This is a genomic window from candidate division Zixibacteria bacterium HGW-Zixibacteria-1 (genome assembly GCA_002838945.1).
Taxonomy (GTDB): domain Bacteria; phylum Zixibacteria; class MSB-5A5; order GN15; family PGXB01; genus PGXB01.
In genome coordinates this window covers 110,168-127,660 of the sequence record PGXB01000001.1, presented here as the reverse complement: position 1 = coordinate 127,660, position 17,493 = coordinate 110,168, and the positions used below count along the sequence as shown (strand labels likewise).

Genomic DNA, 17,493 nt, shown 5'->3' with positions numbered 1-17,493 from the left:
AATGGCTATTCCCTGGGTTGCGGGACATGGCGTATCGGATATACCCCGCGATGTCCCATGGTCTTGCCAAAGTAGTATCTGGTAAAAGGATAGTACAGGTAATGCGATATCTTGCTGAACGGGACATAGACCAGGAAGAAGGCGGTCAGGATGAAATAGGTCAGCAAATGCCATTCACCCCAGGCGGTACTGTTGGGCACGGCCAGAAAAGCGAAGGCGAACCAGACCGTTAGAAGCAGCAGTGAAAAATAATCGTCCGGCGAACTGATAACACGCATATATTTGTCCGTTATACGGCGGGTCATCCGCATCACTCCCACCAGGAAGGCGCCGCCGATGATGACCATCAATATCACCACCGCTACCCGGGAGTTGAGAAGCTCCGGGGCGTAAGGAATGACAAATGAGAGCCCGATCGCCGCGGTTACACCCAGATGGAATATTATAAACTGGACATACATAAAAGGCTTGGTGCGGGTGCTCTCCATCGCCCAGGGCATGGCAATATTAACCCATGAATACAAAATGCCTTTGGCCGGCGTCGTACCCTCCACACCGGTCGGGGCCTGGCGGTCGCGGCCCGCTTTGAAATGAAGCAGCCAGATCAAACGCGTGGCGTAAACCAGCGCCATAAGGACCAGGGCCGCTTCCTGCAAAGTATGCTCGGAAAAGTGCAGTAATTCGCTCATCATTCCTCCTTTATGCCGGCGCCATATGTGACAGTTGGGCTTCATACGGCTTGAAATCCCGCGAGTCGAGCGGGCATATGACAACATCCTCGAGGCCGGTTTGGCCCGACAGGTAGTCGACAATCGTGCCGATCGTCACCCGGGCCGAGACATCAAGCGGAATCCCGTAAAAACCGGTGCCCATGGTCGGGAAAGCAATTGCCTTTATCCCTTTTTCATCCGCCTTTTCAAGCGCATTGAGGATGGTCACCCGGAGCTTATCTTCGAGATTCTCCTCCTGGAATTTCGGCCCGGCGGCATGGATGATGTAATTGGCCTTCATCTCGCCGGCCGAACTTATCACCGCTTCGGTCGTTTTAATCGAGCCGAATTCCTCCAGCTCTTTCTGGATGGTCGGGCCGCCCCGAACCGAAATGGCATTGCCGAATCCGGCGCCAAGAGCCAGATCCTCACGGGCATAGTAAACGAAAGATTCGATTTCGAGGTCCGTAATATCACACTTGATTAACCTGAGCGTACGACCTCCGACAGTTATCTTGTCCGGCATAACACAGCTCTCCCCAAGAGTTTGCCTTAGTTCAAATGTCAGTTATCAAAGGGGTCCGCAGCTTCGGTCCCCTTCCGCCAGCCCCTAAATCAAGCCGTCCCCTCAATGCAATTTTTCAACTGCTCAATCGAAAACGGCTTTTTGATCCATCCAAACACCTCTTTATCACAATAATCACTCAGCTTCTTGGTCTTCGATGACAGAATCAGCCGTACCACCGGGATCCGCGGATCATTGAACAGGCTTTTGCACACGATCTCGGTGCGCCTTTTCCCGAAAGTGCAATCGACGACGATAAAGTCAGGTCGGAATTTTTCGATCATCATGGCGCATTCGTATTCGCTTTGGACAAAACGAATATGCAGTCCGTTGATATCGATATCATCGTAGTCGGTGATTATTCGGTTGCTCTCCGCCAATACCAGGACATTCAATCCCTGCTCGCTGACCATCTTATAATAGTCACATTCGGTGCAGGTCGATTTGCAGTACAGGCGAAGGCAGCCGAGACCATCGGGCAGATTGCGAAGTTCATAACAGCGGCGGGAACGCGACCGGTACGTAATACACTCATGACACTCCCCTTTTATCTCGCCCCCCTTGGACAAGTACTCCCAGCAGTACTGGAAGGTCGATTCGCGCCGCGTGATTTCTTCGGTCTCGAGAAGACCGGACTTGTCCCCCGACAGCGCATCAAGCGCGCTCATCGGAATCCGGCAGTGCCCCCCCAGTGTCCGGAAAGATTCTATTTTACCCGCCTTGACCCATTTTAAAACAGTATCCGGTGATACCGACAAAAGCCGGGCGGCTTCCGTCGTAGTCAGATAATCCTTATTTTTCGACAAGTCAACCATTTCTGACATTTCTGAGAATTCTGAGTTTTCTTAAAGATATCGGTTTTCATTAACCTGTCAATACCCCCAAAGCAGTTTTTTTGAAAGATTTTTCTAAGCCAATGAATAACAACGAAATAAATTTTAGAAAGACAACCGGAATGACCAAAAAAAAGGCCGAATTTTGACTCGGCCTTAAGAATCTCACAATTTCAAAGGGTCTATATTTGAAGGTCGATGGCTGTCGGGCAATGATCCGAACCGGCAATTTCCGGGAAAATGTGGGCTCTTTTAATCCGCTTTTTAAGCGACTCGCTGACAAAAAAATAATCAATTCTCCAGCCGACATTCCTCTCCCTGGCCCGGCTTTTCACATCCCACCAGGTATATTGCCCCGGCTGATCATTGAACATCCTTAAAGTGTCAATATAGCGGTGCTTGATCAGCTTATCCAGCCAGGCCCTTTCTTCCGGCAGAAAGCCGGAAGTTTTCTCGTTTTCTTTGGGGTGGGCCAGGTCGATTTCCTTGTGAGCCGTGTTGACATCACCGCAGACAATAATATCCTTGCCCGCTTTTTTCATGGTCTCGGCATGATCCAGGAAAGCATCATAGAACTCCAGCTTGTATTTCAGCCGCTCCTTTGAAGCCTTCCCATTCGGGAAATAAATGTTGTAAAGAAGAAACTTGCCGTAATCACAGATTAATATGCGGCCCTCGGTATCGAATCGGGCAATCCCGAATCCATGTTGAACATTACGCGGTTTAAGCTGGGAAAAGACAGCCACCCCGCTGTAACCTTTTTTTTCTGCGGCTGATGAATAGTTATGATAACCGTCTGATTCGGTTAATTCCGAAGGGAATTGCTCGGCGGTTGCTTTGGTTTCCTGAAGACAGAGTATATGCGGCCGGGCCTCGAAAAACCAGTCGAAACCGTTTTTACGCTGAACCGCCCTGATCCCGTTGACATTCCAGGAAACCAGTCTGATTACTTTCATGCTCGTCGCTCTGTCTCGATTACGGTTTCTATGGCCGGTTGATTTTTTTGGCCAGTTTTTCCAGCATGTCGCTTGTCATGGTCTCGAGGTTATAGGTTGGGTTCCAGCCCCATTCTTCGCGGGCGGCCGAGTCATCGAGGTAATTCGGCCATGAATCGGCAATAGCCTGCCTGACCGGATCAATTTTGTACTCGATTTCGAAATCCGGAATATGTTTTCTGATTTCATCCGCGATCTGCTCCGGTGTGAAATTCATGGCCGTAACATTGAAAGCGTTGCGGTGAATCAATTTATTCGGATCGGCCTCCATCAGGTCGATCATCCCCCTGATGGCGTCGGGCATATACATCATATCCAGACGGGTGTCGGCTCCGAGATAACAGGTGTACTTCCCGTGCCTCAGGGCCTCATAATATATTTCGACCGCATAATCGGTGGTGCCGCCGCCCGGCTCGGTTTCATATGATATCAACCCGGGAAAACGAAGGCCGCGCGTATCCAGCCCGAACCGCTTATGATAATAGTCGCACAGAAGCTCCCCCGCCACTTTGGTGACGCCGTACATCGTGTCCGGCCGCTGTATCGTATCCTGAGGTGTGCCGTTCTGAGGCGTACCCTTGCCAAAGGCGCCGATCGAACTGGGGACGAACAGGGCGCAGCGATACTGTCGCGCCGCTTCCAGAATATTATATAAGCCGTTTATATTTACCTGCCAGGCATGATTCGGCTTGGCTTCGCCGACGGCCGAAAGCAGAGCCGCCAGATGATAAATGGTGTCGAAATTATAAATCTGCATGGCCCGGGTAATATGATTCGGATCGAGACAGTCGAGAAACTCGAACGGGCCGTCATTGTGCGAATCGAAACCGGCCGGCGTTCTGATATCGCTGGCGACGACATTCTCTTTTCCATACCGTTTTTTGAGGGCGGTCGTCAACTCCGAACCAATCTGCCCGACCGCTCCCGTTATTAAAATTTTCTTCATTTTTTGCTCACCTCTAAATCTGCAAAATTTCCGAAACCATATATACATCAGATTCTCGCAGGAAGCAACTGCCGGAATGAGAATTACGGCCGGCTCCATCATTTTTTAATTTTTGAGGGGACAAGAATCGGTAAAATCAGTATCTTGATAACCGATGGTAACGGGGCCGGGGATTTTTTATCTTGAAAATGGCTGGGAATTGCAATGAACTGTTTTTTTGTTTCCGATCTGCATGGCTCAGAGACTCGGTATAAAATCCTTTTCGATAGAATCCTCGAAGAACGCCCGGCCGCCTTATTCCTCGGCGGCGATATTATGCCCTCCGCGGTGGCCTCGATCACCTCGCTTGACCCCGGACACCGGGATTTCATCAATGGCTTTCTTGTCCCCGGTTTTATGAAACTGCATGAGCGGCTGGCCGGCGGCTATCCGCGTATTTTCCTGATTCTCGGGAATGATGACGGCCGTTTTGTCGAAGCGGCGGTATATGATGCGGCCGGTCGCGGCGTCTGGGAATATATCCATGACCGCGAAATCAAGTTCGACAAATATCATGTCTATGGTTACGCCTATGTGCCCCCATCCCCATTTCAACTGAAGGATTGGGAAAGGTATGATGTTTCGCGTTATGTCGATCCGGGCTGTATTTCGCCCGAAGAAGGCTGGCTCAGCATCCCGGTTTCCGCTTACGAGCGAAAACATGCCACCATTGCCAAAGATCTGGAAAGACTGACCGCCGATGCCGGGATGGAAAATGCCATATTTCTATTCCACTCACCTCCGTATAAGAGCCAGCTCGACCGCGCCGCGCTGGATGGGAAAATGATCGATCATGTCCCGATTGAAATCCATGTCGGAAGCATGGCTGTCAAAAATTTTATAGCCGAAAGGCAGCCTTTGCTGACGCTTCACGGCCATGTACATGAATCGGCCCGGTTGACCGGCGCCTGGATGGAAATAATCGGCCGGACGGTGGCCCTGTCGGCGGCCCATGACGGCGATGAGTTGGCCCTGGTTCGCTTTGATCCGGAAGATCCCGGCCGGGCCGTCAGGGAGCTGATCAAATCATGAGGGCAGGTCTTTTTTCAGTTTGAGCGGACGGGCGGCATCGGTCACGGCCCCTATCTTGGCCGCAAAACTGGTTCGCCTCATAATATCTTCGTCGGTAATAATGTGCGCATCAAGGATGTTTTTCGTGCGATAACCCGTCCTGAGATAATTGACCTCCGATAGACAATTGCCGCAGCCTTCGAAATAATGCTGAAGTGCTTTCATCTGCGAAGGCGTCCCCCGGAAATGCACCAGAATATCGATGTCGCTGGCCGGTCCGGCCGTGGCATTCTTGGTGCTCCCGATCAGATATAAACCGACGACACCGTATTTATCCATATCGAAATTGGCCGCCAAACACTCAATCATCTTGGTCCGCCACCGCCAGAAATCGTCCTTGTGATGATCCTTGCCCTCGATCCTGATCACCGGCGATTCGTATTGCGACAATGGCTCCGCCAGGATGCCCATGGCTTCCTCGAGGTCCGAGTTCATCAAGACCTGCAACACCTTGCCTGAGGTGCTCTGGGGGACATCGATCAATCTGATGGTTTCTGCCAGACGGGCATAGTCCGGCAGAACTTCGGACAGAATATTCTTGGAGTTCTTCAAAAAGACCTCGTTGAAGACAATGCCCTCGTCATCCGGGTAGAGCGGCAGGTACCTGATCCCGGACTCGACCAGGTCCTGGAAAAAGTGGGTGCCGAATGAAAGATCGGGAACATAGTTCCCCTTCTTTCGCGCAATTTCTATCAGCATCGCCGAGTTATTGATCTCCGAATAAGTTACATTGACGCCCAGTTTGATATCGCCGCGGCTTCCCCAGCGCCCCGGACCCATCAGGAGAAATTGACGTTTGGGCAGAAGCTTATTCAATTTGCCGACCGCTTGCCCCACCGCCAGCATGTCGTCACGCTCGTTCAGGAGGCCGTAGTTTTCCGGGTCCACATAGACAATATGGGTTATGTCGGGAACGCGCCCGTTGGAGATATACTTCTCGGCGGTGAAAATAATCTGTTTTTGAGGAACATCTTTCGGAATCGGCGCCGGCCGGCTTTCTTCCGAGTAACTTTGCGGGCGGCACTGCAAAATGTAAAAATACTGTCCGTCCGAGGCGAATTCGATATCGACCGGTGTGTTGAGCGTCTCCTCGAGCGTCTTGAGAATCAGTTCCATCTTTTTCACGAATTGTGTTCCACTGATAAGTCCCTCGAAATTGGCAACCAGTTGCTCTTTGTCAAAATCGACACTCATCGCAATCGGCTTGCTGATGTGACCGTCTTTGTAAATCGAGACAATATTGTTGATTCCCGGCAGCTCGAAACCGAATTCCTTCAGGAAATCACTTATTTCGATAGACTTGAAACTGTTCGACTCCACGTCGATGACGTCCATTTTCTTTGGCGAATAACGGACCACTTCTTCGGGATCAATGTTGACTCTCAGCCCCGGTTGCCCGGGCGCCAGCAGGACCGGGTAATCATCGCTAAGTCGATCGACGGCACGTGTGCCCAGACCCGGCACCAGCCGCACCAGTCCATCCTCGCGTTTGATGCGCGGCGACCAGCGGAATTCGTTGCGGCTGAAAGCCACCCCCGCATAGGCCGGCATAAAGTATTTGCCCACCCTCGAGCCGACCACTTCCTGGATCATGATGCCCATCTCCTCGCCGAAATCGATCAGGCCGCGCTCGGCCCGGTATTCGATGGGATCGGGGCTGAAGGTCGAGGCATACACTTCGGCGATACCGTCGAGCAGTGCCTCCAGCCGCTGTTGTTTGCTCCCCTGGTTGGCCAAAAACAGGCTTTTGTACTTACCGGAAAAGGCCGCGCCCATGCGGTCCTCGAGAAGACTGGAACTGCGGACAATCAACGGATGCTCGCCGAAATCATCGAGCGCCACCGACAATCCCTGGATAATATCAGCAGGGAACCTGGCCCGCTTGAAGGTCTGAACGACCGCCGGATATTCCAGGCGCACCTGGTTGATTTCCTTGTATTTCTGCTCGACGACTTCCTCGAAATCGTTGTACGTCATAAAATGCAGGAGAACGTCGGAACTTATGTACCATGTTTTGGGCGTCCTGACATCACGCAGCAGGCTGTTATCCTTCGCCTTTTTCTTGAGAATCTGGGCCGCCAGGTACATTCCGGCGCTCTTGCCCCCGAGTTTGCCGTGACTCTCGGTACTGAAAATGACTTTTTGCAGGAGATGGTAAAAATCCCGGATGCCTATGAAATTTTTGGCGACATTGATATACTGGAGTTGATCCGACAAAAACCTCCGAATCAGCGAAACCTGAATACCGCGCTTGTTGGGCGATGATGCCTCCGGGTCATCGGCCACAAGATCATAGTACTTCCGGATGGCATCAGCGACAGCGGAAAGCGACAGGTTGCGGTTGACAACCTGAACCAGAAAACTCAGCCGGTCTTCCTGTATCCATTTCTGGAGCAGGCGGACGATTTCGTGATCGCTGAGATATTTTGTGGCAACCGCGAAAGCGGCCGATGAGAAATCGACCGGGAAGTCATGCACGTTTCGACGACGCGGCTGGTTCCAGGTTTCCGGATCGCCGTCATCATAGGTAACATCCTCGGGGCTGAACGTCTGGATCAGTTTCTCCGCTTCCTGTATTCCGCTCCAGCAGAGGAAGTTCAATATTTTCCTGGAAACGCTCAGGTACAGGTTACTATCGGTCTGGCGAAGCAGTTCGAGAATAACCGGCCATTCACCGCGGCCCGGAGTATGCATCGTCCGATCGGTGCTCTGAAGTTTTTCGATAACCTGCTTTAGCCGCTGGTGCATGACAAAATGCCCGAGTCTCTCGGCAATGGAATGGAGAAGTTTTATTTCCTCCTTCAGGAACGGCCCGTTATCGTGCCGGGGTATCTCCTCGGTGTAGTACACCGTTATGGCCCCCACGACCATTTCCTGTGCGATAATATCGACGCTGAAGCACCAGCTTGTTTCTTCGAAATCCGATGATTTAAAAATTACATTATCTATGGTGACTTTGGCTTCGCACTGCTCGGGATACTGAAAACCGGAAGGAATCACGTAAGCGATCTGTATCATTATCTCATCAAGAGTATCGTCCTTCAGATTGCTCAGTATTTCCTCGATCTGATAGATGCAATTCAGCTCCTTGGATCTTTCCTGAAGATCCTGCGCCAGCCGGTCCATAAAATTCTTGTTTTCACTCATATCAGGATCACTCCCCTGCCTTTGCGGCCATCGACCTTTATCCGCAGCGGTTTTGCCAATGTTACATGCCGAACATATTCGGCTTCCTGGACGGTTTTCTGTCGATTCAGCCAGTCCCAGTTGATACGGTATGGGCCGGCATGGTTTATTGCAAAATAAAAAATCTGGAAAGATGTCAGGTTGTGAAAGAAATGCGCCCCCTGACTCAATTCGACATTCATCTCCGGTGTCGTCGCTTCCACGATAACCGCCGCTCCCGAAACCTGGCTCCACTCCACCGGTATTCCCAGCCACGGATCGGAACTGCCCCAGCGCCCGAAACCGATTAACAGATACGGTCGCTTTTTTTCGGTCAGCCCGTGATTCATCTCATCCAGCTCGCCCGCCACCTGCCGGGTTCTGGCCGCATTAAACTTCTCCGGCATAACATAGACGACGTCGCTTATGCTGTTTACCTGACCGTTGCCGAGCGCATGATCCGTCGCCGCCAGAACATTAGCACCATTCATCTCCCCATCGACGATATCTATCCGGGCGTCCGAGACAACCATCGGCCGCACCTGCAAAAACCCGAATCGCACCGCCGCCTCAGGTCTCTCCTGAAAAGTCATCGCGAATTCGATCTCGACCGCACTGCCGACCGCCTCCTCGCACAGCTTCATCAATTTTACAATCAGACCATTCAGCTTGACCGTCTCCGCCTGCAATACCGGTGCGAATGTCACCACCCGCGGCCCGGCGCTTCCCAATCCCATGACCAGCCGGTCGTCGGCCAAACGATAGGTGGAAGCGGCGTGGCGAAGGGTCCCGTCGTACTCCGCTTCGGCCAGGTTCCCCTGTATCAGATATTCAGTTTCCCTGACCGGATCATGCTCCGGCGGCTTGCCCATGTTGACCGCCCAAAACAAGCTTTGTGTTTTCTTGATCAATTCCCCGGCCGATGACACCGGCAGATTGGCCCGCGGATGCGCCGGGGAATAGCTCCAGCACAGGCCGCCGTCAACAATGGTCTTCCCCAGCCCGAGCGCCAGATCGACCACCCCTTCCTCCGGCGCCGAGCGCCCCATCGGATAGAAATTGTACGACCGCGCCACCCCCGAAAGGTTGGGATAAAAACGCTCGTAGTGCCTGAGACCGACCACCTCCTGCACAATCACCGCCATTTTTTCTTCCTCGGTCGGATGGCCGGTGAACCGATGATAATCCCGCGCCGATTTGAAAAATGTCGAAGCGTAAACGAACTTGATCGCCTCGATAAATCTTTTGAACCGGGTGTCGGCGTCGGGCTGATTGTTGGGTATCATCTTGGTGGCATAGACCCCGGCGAACGGCTCGTAGAGATCATCCTCGAGCAGACTCGATGAGCGGATGGCCAGCGGCGCATGCACCGATGCGATCAACGCCCTTAAATCGCCGATTATGTCGGCCGGAAGCTCACCCCTGTTGAAAGCATGGGCGATATATTCGTCGGGCTGCCCCGAAAACGCGACTTCATGAAGCTTATTATGTTCCATGAAGCGGTCGAACAAAGCTGTGGTCAGGACAACCATCCTCGGAATGCCCAACATGATCCCCTCAAAACCATCTTGTCCAAATTGGTTGTGCAGGGCATCCTTGATGAAAGCCAGTCCCGAAGCTTTACCGCCGATCGCGCCGCTCCCGATGCGACTGATGGCACTGTCCGATTCGAAAAACCTTCGGTCGAATGCGGGCAGACTATCGGGCGAAATTTGAAGGCGCTTGTGCGTCATAACTGCTGCCGATTTTCTTTATTAAAATATCCCAACCGGTTGAAACCCTTGTTTATCTAATTATTCGGCATTAATCCTCGGAAGTCAATACAAGAAACCGCCGCGGCCCCAAACAGCCGCGGCGGATTTATATAAAAAACGGGTTTTCCTGGTTCTTAAACCCAGCCGCGGTCATGGCAGGCCTGGGCGACACGCGCGACCGAAATCACATAGGCCGCGTCACGCATATACAATTTCCGTTTCCGGGCAATATCGCTGACCGCCAGGAAGGCCGAGGTCATCTTGATATCGAGTTTGCCGAGAACCTCATCCTTTTCCCAGAAGTAGTTCATATTGCTCTGAACCTGCTCGAAATAACTGCAGGTAACCCCGCCGGCATTGGCCAGAAAATCGGGAATCAGGAATATTTTGCGCTCTTCGATAATCTTATCCGCTTCCGGAGTGGTCGGGCCGTTGGCGCCTTCGGCGATAACCTTTACTCGCTTGCTCATTTTCGGAGCCGTTTCGGCCGTGATTTGATTTTCGAGAGCCGCAGGTATCAGGATATCCACATCCTGCTCGATCCAGGCATCGCCCGGAAGAACTTCATATCCCAGATCTTTGGCTTTGGCCTTGTCGATACCGCCGAATCGATCGGTTATCTTCAACAGCGCGTCAATATCGATCCCGTCTTTCTTCTTGAAGGAATACGAGGTCTGATCATTTTGATCCCAGCAGGAAACACAGATCACATTCCCGCCCAACTGGGTGTACAGCCTGATAGCATACTGGGAGACATTGCCGAATCCCTGCACCGATGCAATCGTGTCTTCCGGCCTGATATTCAACTGCTTGAGCGCCTCGCGCATCGTGTAAACCACGCCGAAACCGGTCGCTTCGGTTCGTCCGAGCGAACCCCCCATGCCGACCGGTTTGCCGGTGATGAAACCGGGGAATTTATTGCCGTGAATATGTTCGAATTCATCAAGCATCCAGAGCATGTGCTGTGATGAGGTCATCACATCAGGCGCCGGAACGTCGGCCAGCGGGCCGACCACCTTGGCCAGCTGCCTGACCCATCCGCGGCAAATCTGTTCCTGCTCGTTCGCGCTCAGGTTGTGCGGATCGCAGATAACACCGCCCTTGCCGCCGCCCAGAGGAATGTCGACCACGGAACATTTCCACGTCATCCACATCGACAACGCCCGCACCGTATCGATTGTCTCCTGCGGGTGGAACCTGATGCCGCCCTTGCACGGGCCGCGCGAATCATTGTGCTGCACCCGGAAACCTCTGAACACTTTGTATATGCCGTCATCCATACGAATGGGAATACTGAATGAATATTCACGCATCGGTTCTCTCAGCAGATCGCGCGTCGGGACATCCAGTTGAAGAATATCGGCGACCTTATCGAACTGAGCCTGAGCCATCTGAAATGCATTGAAGCCTTTTAAAGTCACTTAAAAACCCTCCGAAGCTTATAGCTTCGATTGATAGTATTGATCTAGCTGTTCGCAATTTGAAGCGGCGGTGCCATCCGGCGGTAAATCGTTTCTGTCTGCGTCCTCATCGGCAATTCGGACATTCTTTATCATTTTTCCTTCAACCTGCCACTTCGTTACTTTTTTCACAAGCAGGATATGCTAAAGGTCAATTATTGTCAAGCCCATTTTATAAAAAAAAGAACTATTTGGTTTACAATTAACCCTTTTCGCCCCAAAGTGTTAAAAAATAGGAGAAAATTGTTTAATAATAATCTTTATGATTTATATGTATTTTCCCGCTCGTCCGCCAGTATACCCCATTCCCGCCGACCTGATTTTCCCTTGCGGGCGACTGGGTGGCCGCGCCAAACTTGTTTGGGGCGGATCCTTGCTTATGTTGCGGCGGGTCTTGTCCCCGATTCTGATCGGGGATGTGACCTGCCGCCAAAACCAACTTTCCCCTTGCCATTTCCTTTTGTGGTGTCGGGTCTCTGCACCCGACACTTCCCTAATTTTCCCCTTGCCATATTCTCAAAATGGTTTATCTTGCCTAAGTGGATGACCACATCTTTGAATGACAGCCAGAATGGTCAGGAGCCCTGTCGAAGATCCCGAGCGATGTTCCTGAGTATTGCGAAGGAAGCGAGGGAGGTTTCGACATCTCCCTGACACCGCTGTCCGACATCTCGGCAAAAGTCCACAAATGATAAATAATGTTTTGATGGTAGGTCGGTGTTCCGAGCGCATGAGCCCCGGCGAATAAGCGAGAAACCCGACATTTGTCGAAAAAAAATATTATCGTTTTTCTCATTCGACTGAGGACTCATTCGGAATTTGAACTACTTAGGCTGGTTTGATATTTAGGGCTGTCATTAAATGGGAAAAGGTATTAAAATTCGCTTGTCTTACTGGCGAAAAGCGGCTATGTTTAAGTAATTATATTTGTAGCTTGAGAAGGGTAATCCTTCCTCTACAGAATTCTTGGTCTCTTCTGCATAAATTTCGAGAGGTGGGATTCCCGATACAATGACAATTACCCGTATTGATATGAATTACGAAAGATGTGACAGGTTCACAATGAAATCTCTAAAGACAATGTCAATTATGATATTTCTATTATTAATTATTTTTGGATGGATTGTCTCTTATACCCAAGACCTTGAAATTTATGAAACGAACAAATATGGAATAAAGGACGTTACGCCCAGCATTATTATCGATGAAAATAGCGCTACGGGTGATTACAACGTCTATTCCGTAAGCAAGTATGGTCTTAGGAATATCACCCCAGATGCCATAATTGAGAATAATGAGTACTTAGGTTCTTGGAAAATCTACCGCGTGAGCGACTATGGTATCAAAGATTTTATTTCATCCCTAGAAGCAGAGAAAAGTGATTTAGACGGCATTGTACGCATATATGATGTAAACGAATTGGGGTTCAAAAACATCGCCCCGTCGGCCATAATCGAAAGATCTACGTACTCGGATGAGATTAACATTTATAATGTAAATCAGTATGGTATCAAGAATATTTCGCCATCTGAAATTATTCGTAAGCAGGGCAACCAATACAATGTATACACGGTAAATGAATATGGCATACAAGAAATTACGCCTGATCGGATTATAGAGGTCAAAGAGCAACCCACGGTCTTTGGTATCGTGCTTTTGCCATCTATTAAGCAGATAAAGTTCGACCCTGGACACTCAAAATTGAAGGTAATTCAACGCACAAAAGAGTTGCCTGATAGTCTCAGTGAAAAAGAAGGTTGGAGATCAAGCAAGAAGAAGGTGGAACTTGAGAAGGAGTAACTGGTGGACAAGATCGATCATGAAGAAGATATCTTCTGTCCTCAATGTGATGTGACACTGAGAATACCTCGAACAAAGCAAATGATTAAGATCACTTGCCCATACTGCAACTCAGTCTTTTTCCACAATGTCCCAAGGAAATCTCAATTTACTCGCAGCAAACTGATTTGGGGTGCTGCTATTGTCGCGGTCATTGTTATATTTGCCTTGCTCAACCAGAGTGACCAGTCACCTCGTTCGATTGCAACTAGACAAACATCATCTGGGTCACTTTCGAGTAACTGGATAACAATCTCGTATGGCGGACTTGTAGATAAATCGCTGCTTACACACAGCGGTGAGACCGTAGGGTCCGTTATTTCGCAGGTTCCCAATTATGATGATGAGTTCAAGGGATTGATCCAGCCATACCTTGAACCCTTCTCCATCCTTTGCCACGACGTTCTGCTGTCAATCAATGGGCCAGACACTCTTCCATTTGTAAATATTGTAAGCCACTACCCAGTTGGCGTTGCTCAGCCTGCTTGGGTTGCATTATTCAGAGAAGGTCATTACCAATTATACTATAACCCTACAAAGATCAGGGTTTTTGTTAAAGGGACGAATGCAAAACAGAGCTTTGAGAACAATCAGTCGGTAATTAGACATGCGATGAGAGATGTTATCAATAGCGCAGCGACAAAGATTGACACCGTTCAAGTATTTGTCTTTACTAATGATTACGCAGCTACAGAAATAAGATTGAATACGATTCCTATATCCTACGCTGTCGAAGAGTTGGACCTCGAACCAAGGCATCGGTCTCTTGACCTCTCGGCTATCGAGGAATTCTTAAATGTAGGCGTGATTCTGGAAGCTGTCGAAGTAGATACCAACAATGATCTTTACTTTTATGGCAGACAAGACAATAACCAGACACTTGCTGGTTTCCCGTTATCTCTCTCGGATTTAGCAGTGGTATACAGGTCCGTATTTCACTATGGCTACAATTCACCCTACATTAGCCTGGACGGACATGAGGATAATAGATTCGCGAAGGTGAATTTTGGTGGGCACTTAGAGAATACACATGCTGGATACGTTGTGCTAGAAGCCGATAAACTCTTTAAGGCGCTGAGTACGGGTATTGATCCTAATACTCACAAGATCATAAAGGAAAGGATCACTCGTAGTGTTCCCGATTTTCTGACCGAAGACGAGCGGTCCCTTCTGGAGAACTCCGGGACAGGTCACACACAGATACGTTACTGGTTTTATCCTGATTCTATTGGGACTGTAACAGACGGGTCTATTGGCGCTGTCCTTACACATCAATTCCTTGCAGACGTTGAACGTATGGATATGCCGTTAAGCGTCAGTGGTGCTGTCCGAAGCACCATAAGTCATTTGAATCGCAATTTTGGTCAATATGAAAGGGCGTTTGAGACATTTAGGGAGTTAAGTACAGTTGGCAGAATTATGTCCCTCATTAACTGGCTAAAGGGAATGGATATGGGTGCAAGAGTTGAACTGGATGAATTACTAACGGTACTGATTCCAGCTTTCACAACTCCAAAAAAGACAAAAAAGATGTTGGCTGTAACGACCGCCGCATTCCCGAGTTTCTCATGTACAGAGGCTAGTAGCGTTCGTGACAATTCTAAGGTGTACTATATATCAGACCTTTTAGACAAGTGCAAACCAACAACTAGCGACAAGCAATTTCTTGAAATAGCTTCAGCATACTATGATCAACTTGACACAGACAAACTTGCGCCAAGAGAATATCGTAATTTGAAGTCTCAGGCAGAGCAATATAAGAAAACCAGCGCCTCCTTAGAACGGCGGCTCGAATCTCTAAATGAGCAGATACGCAAAAGCGAAGTAACACTCGATAGATATAACTCGGCCGAAATCAGTCGACACAACGGGCTGGTAGACGAGTATAACCGATTGCTGATTGAGCAAGAGTCATATATCAACAAGTACAATGGTGTGATAGATAAACTCAACAAAATGGGTTTAGTATCGAATTGTATAACCTCAGTTGGAGGCGGAATAAACCTGCGACCGAGCGAGTTTAAACGAATTTCCCGATCCAGTAGTGCTCCTAAAATTAAAGAGATTGTTTCGCTGAAGAGCCAGATACGAATGGTTGGTAAGATATCCCGTGCAGGTAATTGGATCAGGAGCTGTGTTGGCAAAGGCGGGGCACGACTGAATGAGATTCCCGTAGATTCTTGGATTCTTGAAAAAGCAGCCGACGGTTCTATGAGATATCGCTATTCTTTAGGAGGGAATGATAATCTGACTGTAAGTGCCTTGATGCCAGGAGGAGGCTGGGAGTCTGAAACAAACATAAATGGTTATAAGGAAGTTGTTCAAAGTATAGATAACGGCAAAGCTGTCCACGTGTCGCATCCCGGTACAGATATATCTGGAGCAGGTAACTTTTCACAGAACTCAAAGCGGATAGAATTTAGCCGCTAGTCTGGCTAGTCTGATAAGGCCAAACCTCTCCGAGGCTTGTTGTCAAATCTCGGAGAGATTTGACCTACCCATGCTTTCATACTTTACAAAATCACCACCACTTTGATGGTAAATGGGTCGTCGGGGGGTATTATAGAGGGAACATTACATAACTATGGCTATGCGTGCGTCAAAAATTGTGGTTTTTTTCATGAGAATAGGCAGGATCACTCATTCCGCCAAAGACGGAATATCGGATCCTGCCCTACCTAAAAAAATCTTCGCCGGGGAAGGGACATTTCATTTTTTTAAAAACGCAAAAACAAACCCAATTCCGTGTAATGGAATGAAAGAAAATATAGTACAAGTAAATTTTTGAAAAAAACAGCGCAAAAACGATAGTACTTTGTAGGTGATTTGGGGGGTGATACGGATTTGCAGAATAAAACGCGGGCGGGGCTGTCAGGTCACAACCTCGATAAATCTCGGTCCCTTCGAAGCTCAGGGTCTTCGACATGACCTGACAGAACATTAAAGAACATTAAGATTTATTCGGGGCGGGGCGTTGTCTGTCAGGTCACAACCCCCCGCCTATGTCGGGGAAATAGGACCTGACAGGACATTGGAACCTTGGAGAAGTTTGGGAAGGCCGGCCGGTGACCTCGCTTCTCCGTTGAGCCGGTTTTTTGTCGTCAGTCATAGTAATTCTTGCCGGCCGTTCGGCCGTTATTATACCGTCAATTGCCTGTTTTTGATATATGCGAAAAATACTGAATTTATCCGTTATACCGCATGGAAATCAAATAACGGTCGGGATGATCTTGGGATGGGTTCCGGTTATTTCAGGAAATTTTTTATTTGCGAGTCATAGCGTCCATCAGGAAGCACATGGTCGGGAACGTCGATTCCCTTTTCTTCCATTTTGTAGCGGTGGCAATTTTCCCAGTCGCCATGACAGTACAATTCGGCCCATTCTTCACTGATGAGGCCCCGGTCGCGGAATTTACCGATTGGACAGACAGGGCAGTACTTGCAGTCTTCAAGGAGTACTTTAAGCTTATGATAATCCCTGACCATATCTCCCCTGATCGAATCCTTATATAAGAGAGCCGAAGGGTGCTGAAGGGCCAGGATTTTCTTGCCGGAAATCCAATATATTTTGCCGACCAGATTGAAAATGTCGGCTTTGCCCAGCAGGTCGGTGCTGTATTTTTCATAAATATATTTGGTGGCATAATAACCCAGGGTGGCGATGGCCTCCGGCTTGATAAGATCGATTTCCCTGTCGAGATACCTGCTGCAGTTGTCGATATGTTCATGGCTGGGGTGCTTCGATCCGGGCAAATGACACTTAATCAGATTTGTCATATAGAGATCGGCGCGCTTTATCCCGTTGACTTCAAAAAGGCTGTTCAGAATCTCCCCGGCCGGGCCGACAAACATCCTTCCGGTCAGATTTTCCTTTTCTCCCGGGGCCTGGGCGACAACCATAATTTTGCTTTTCTGGTCACCCTCACCGGCGGGCGTACTTATCCGGGTCGTATGCAGAGAACAAAGCGTACAGACGCTGTAGTCCTGGTAATTTTCCTCAAGCCCCATCGCCCCCTCGATTCCCAAGCGATAGTCTTTGGTATTCAAGTCCGCCTGATGATGTCTTAACGATTAAATTTAGAAATCCTTCTATCTTACTGAAGTATAATAAATTAT

The 17,493-nt window shown here is 49.3% G+C and carries 15 protein-coding genes; 5 read left to right on the top strand and 10 right to left on the bottom strand.

Features of this window, described 5'->3' with window-relative positions:
• Positions 1-5: 5 nt before the first annotated feature.
• The 5 genes from CVT49_00490 to CVT49_00470 all read right to left on the bottom strand — a co-directional run bounded on the left by CVT49_00490 (position 6) and on the right by CVT49_00470 (position 4,049).
• Complete coding sequence (locus CVT49_00490; protein ID PKK85051.1) at positions 6-689, bottom strand: hypothetical protein; 684 nt, start codon at positions 687-689, stop codon at positions 6-8.
• A 10-nt stretch (positions 690-699) separates the two neighbouring features.
• Positions 700-1,236 (bottom strand): hypothetical protein, encoded by a 537-nt coding sequence (locus CVT49_00485; GenBank protein PKK85050.1) that lies wholly within the window; start codon positions 1,234-1,236, stop codon positions 700-702.
• Between the two features lie 89 nt (positions 1,237-1,325).
• On the bottom strand, positions 1,326-2,090 hold the full coding sequence (locus CVT49_00480) for a hypothetical protein (protein ID PKK85116.1): 765 nt from the start codon (positions 2,088-2,090) through the stop codon (positions 1,326-1,328).
• Between the two features lie 200 nt (positions 2,091-2,290).
• Positions 2,291-3,064: an exodeoxyribonuclease III gene (gene xth / locus CVT49_00475; protein ID PKK85049.1), complete on the bottom strand. Its 774-nt coding sequence runs from the start codon at positions 3,062-3,064 to the stop codon at positions 2,291-2,293.
• A 28-nt stretch (positions 3,065-3,092) separates the two neighbouring features.
• Positions 3,093-4,049, bottom strand: a complete 957-nt coding sequence (locus tag CVT49_00470; protein ID PKK85115.1) for a UDP-glucose 4-epimerase — start codon at positions 4,047-4,049, stop codon at positions 3,093-3,095.
• 204 nt (positions 4,050-4,253) lie between these two features.
• Between CVT49_00470 and CVT49_00465 the strand changes: the two genes are divergently transcribed.
• Complete coding sequence (locus CVT49_00465; protein PKK85048.1) at positions 4,254-5,120, top strand: hypothetical protein; 867 nt, start codon at positions 4,254-4,256, stop codon at positions 5,118-5,120.
• On the opposite strand, the gene CVT49_00460 is transcribed toward CVT49_00465, so the two are convergent.
• The 4 genes from CVT49_00460 to CVT49_00445 all read right to left on the bottom strand — a co-directional run bounded on the left by CVT49_00460 (position 5,115) and on the right by CVT49_00445 (position 11,992).
• Entirely contained in the window at positions 5,115-8,306 is a 3,192-nt protein-coding gene (locus CVT49_00460; protein ID PKK85047.1) for a pyruvate, phosphate dikinase, read from the bottom strand. The genes CVT49_00465 and CVT49_00460 overlap by 6 nt on opposite strands.
• Positions 8,303-10,057 (bottom strand): hypothetical protein, encoded by a 1,755-nt coding sequence (locus tag CVT49_00455; GenBank protein ID PKK85046.1) that lies wholly within the window; start codon positions 10,055-10,057, stop codon positions 8,303-8,305. Before CVT49_00455 ends, CVT49_00460 begins: the two co-directional genes overlap by 4 nt.
• A gap of 155 nt (positions 10,058-10,212) precedes the next feature.
• A complete protein-coding gene (locus tag CVT49_00450; GenBank protein PKK85114.1) occupies positions 10,213-11,469 on the bottom strand; it encodes a glutamate dehydrogenase in 1,257 nt (418 codons plus the stop codon).
• A gap of 316 nt (positions 11,470-11,785) precedes the next feature.
• The gene (locus CVT49_00445) at positions 11,786-11,992 is read right to left on the bottom strand and encodes a hypothetical protein (GenBank protein ID PKK85045.1); all 207 of its coding nucleotides are present in this window, start codon (positions 11,990-11,992) and stop codon (positions 11,786-11,788) included.
• A gap of 608 nt (positions 11,993-12,600) precedes the next feature.
• Here CVT49_00445 and CVT49_00440 point away from each other — a divergent pair.
• From CVT49_00440 to CVT49_00425, 4 genes are all read left to right on the top strand, one after another.
• Positions 12,601-13,338 (top strand): hypothetical protein, encoded by a 738-nt coding sequence (locus tag CVT49_00440; protein ID PKK85044.1) that lies wholly within the window; start codon positions 12,601-12,603, stop codon positions 13,336-13,338.
• A 3-nt stretch (positions 13,339-13,341) separates the two neighbouring features.
• On the top strand, positions 13,342-15,807 hold the full coding sequence (locus tag CVT49_00435; protein ID PKK85043.1) for a hypothetical protein: 2,466 nt from the start codon (positions 13,342-13,344) through the stop codon (positions 15,805-15,807).
• Positions 15,808-15,961: 154 nt separating this feature from the next.
• Entirely contained in the window at positions 15,962-16,165 is a 204-nt protein-coding gene (locus CVT49_00430) for a hypothetical protein (GenBank protein PKK85042.1), read from the top strand.
• Between the two features lie 261 nt (positions 16,166-16,426).
• A complete protein-coding gene (locus CVT49_00425) occupies positions 16,427-16,657 on the top strand; it encodes a hypothetical protein (protein ID PKK85041.1) in 231 nt (76 codons plus the stop codon).
• Here CVT49_00425 and CVT49_00420 read toward each other — a convergent pair.
• The gene (locus tag CVT49_00420) at positions 16,624-17,424 is read right to left on the bottom strand and encodes a uracil-DNA glycosylase (GenBank protein PKK85040.1); all 801 of its coding nucleotides are present in this window, start codon (positions 17,422-17,424) and stop codon (positions 16,624-16,626) included. The genes CVT49_00425 and CVT49_00420 overlap by 34 nt on opposite strands.
• Between the last annotated feature and the right edge of the window lie 69 nt (positions 17,425-17,493).

What these genes read in the sequence shown, in the direction of transcription:
- xth (PKK85049.1), bottom strand. Translation starts at nt 3,064, where the DNA reads ATGAAAGTAATCAGACTGGTTTCCTGGAATGTCAACGGGATCAGGGCG.
- CVT49_00485 (PKK85050.1), bottom strand. Translation starts at nt 1,236, where the DNA reads ATGCCGGACAAGATAACTGTCGGAGGTCGTACGCTCAGGTTAATCAAG.
- CVT49_00460 (PKK85047.1), bottom strand. Translation starts at nt 8,306, where the DNA reads ATGAGTGAAAACAAGAATTTTATGGACCGGCTGGCGCAGGATCTTCAG.
- CVT49_00455 (PKK85046.1), bottom strand. Translation starts at nt 10,057, where the DNA reads ATGACGCACAAGCGCCTTCAAATTTCGCCCGATAGTCTGCCCGCATTC.
- CVT49_00490 (PKK85051.1), bottom strand. Translation starts at nt 689, where the DNA reads ATGAGCGAATTACTGCACTTTTCCGAGCATACTTTGCAGGAAGCGGCC.
- CVT49_00470 (PKK85115.1), bottom strand. Translation starts at nt 4,049, where the DNA reads ATGAAGAAAATTTTAATAACGGGAGCGGTCGGGCAGATTGGTTCGGAG.
- CVT49_00445 (PKK85045.1), bottom strand. Translation starts at nt 11,992, where the DNA reads ATGGCAAGGGGAAAGTTGGTTTTGGCGGCAGGTCACATCCCCGATCAG.
- CVT49_00440 (PKK85044.1), top strand. Translation starts at nt 12,601, where the DNA reads ATGAAATCTCTAAAGACAATGTCAATTATGATATTTCTATTATTAATT.
- CVT49_00465 (PKK85048.1), top strand. Translation starts at nt 4,254, where the DNA reads ATGAACTGTTTTTTTGTTTCCGATCTGCATGGCTCAGAGACTCGGTAT.
- CVT49_00450 (PKK85114.1), bottom strand. Translation starts at nt 11,469, where the DNA reads ATGGCTCAGGCTCAGTTCGATAAGGTCGCCGATATTCTTCAACTGGAT.
- CVT49_00480 (PKK85116.1), bottom strand. Translation starts at nt 2,090, where the DNA reads ATGGTTGACTTGTCGAAAAATAAGGATTATCTGACTACGACGGAAGCC.
- CVT49_00430 (PKK85042.1), top strand. Translation starts at nt 15,962, where the DNA reads ATGGCTATGCGTGCGTCAAAAATTGTGGTTTTTTTCATGAGAATAGGC.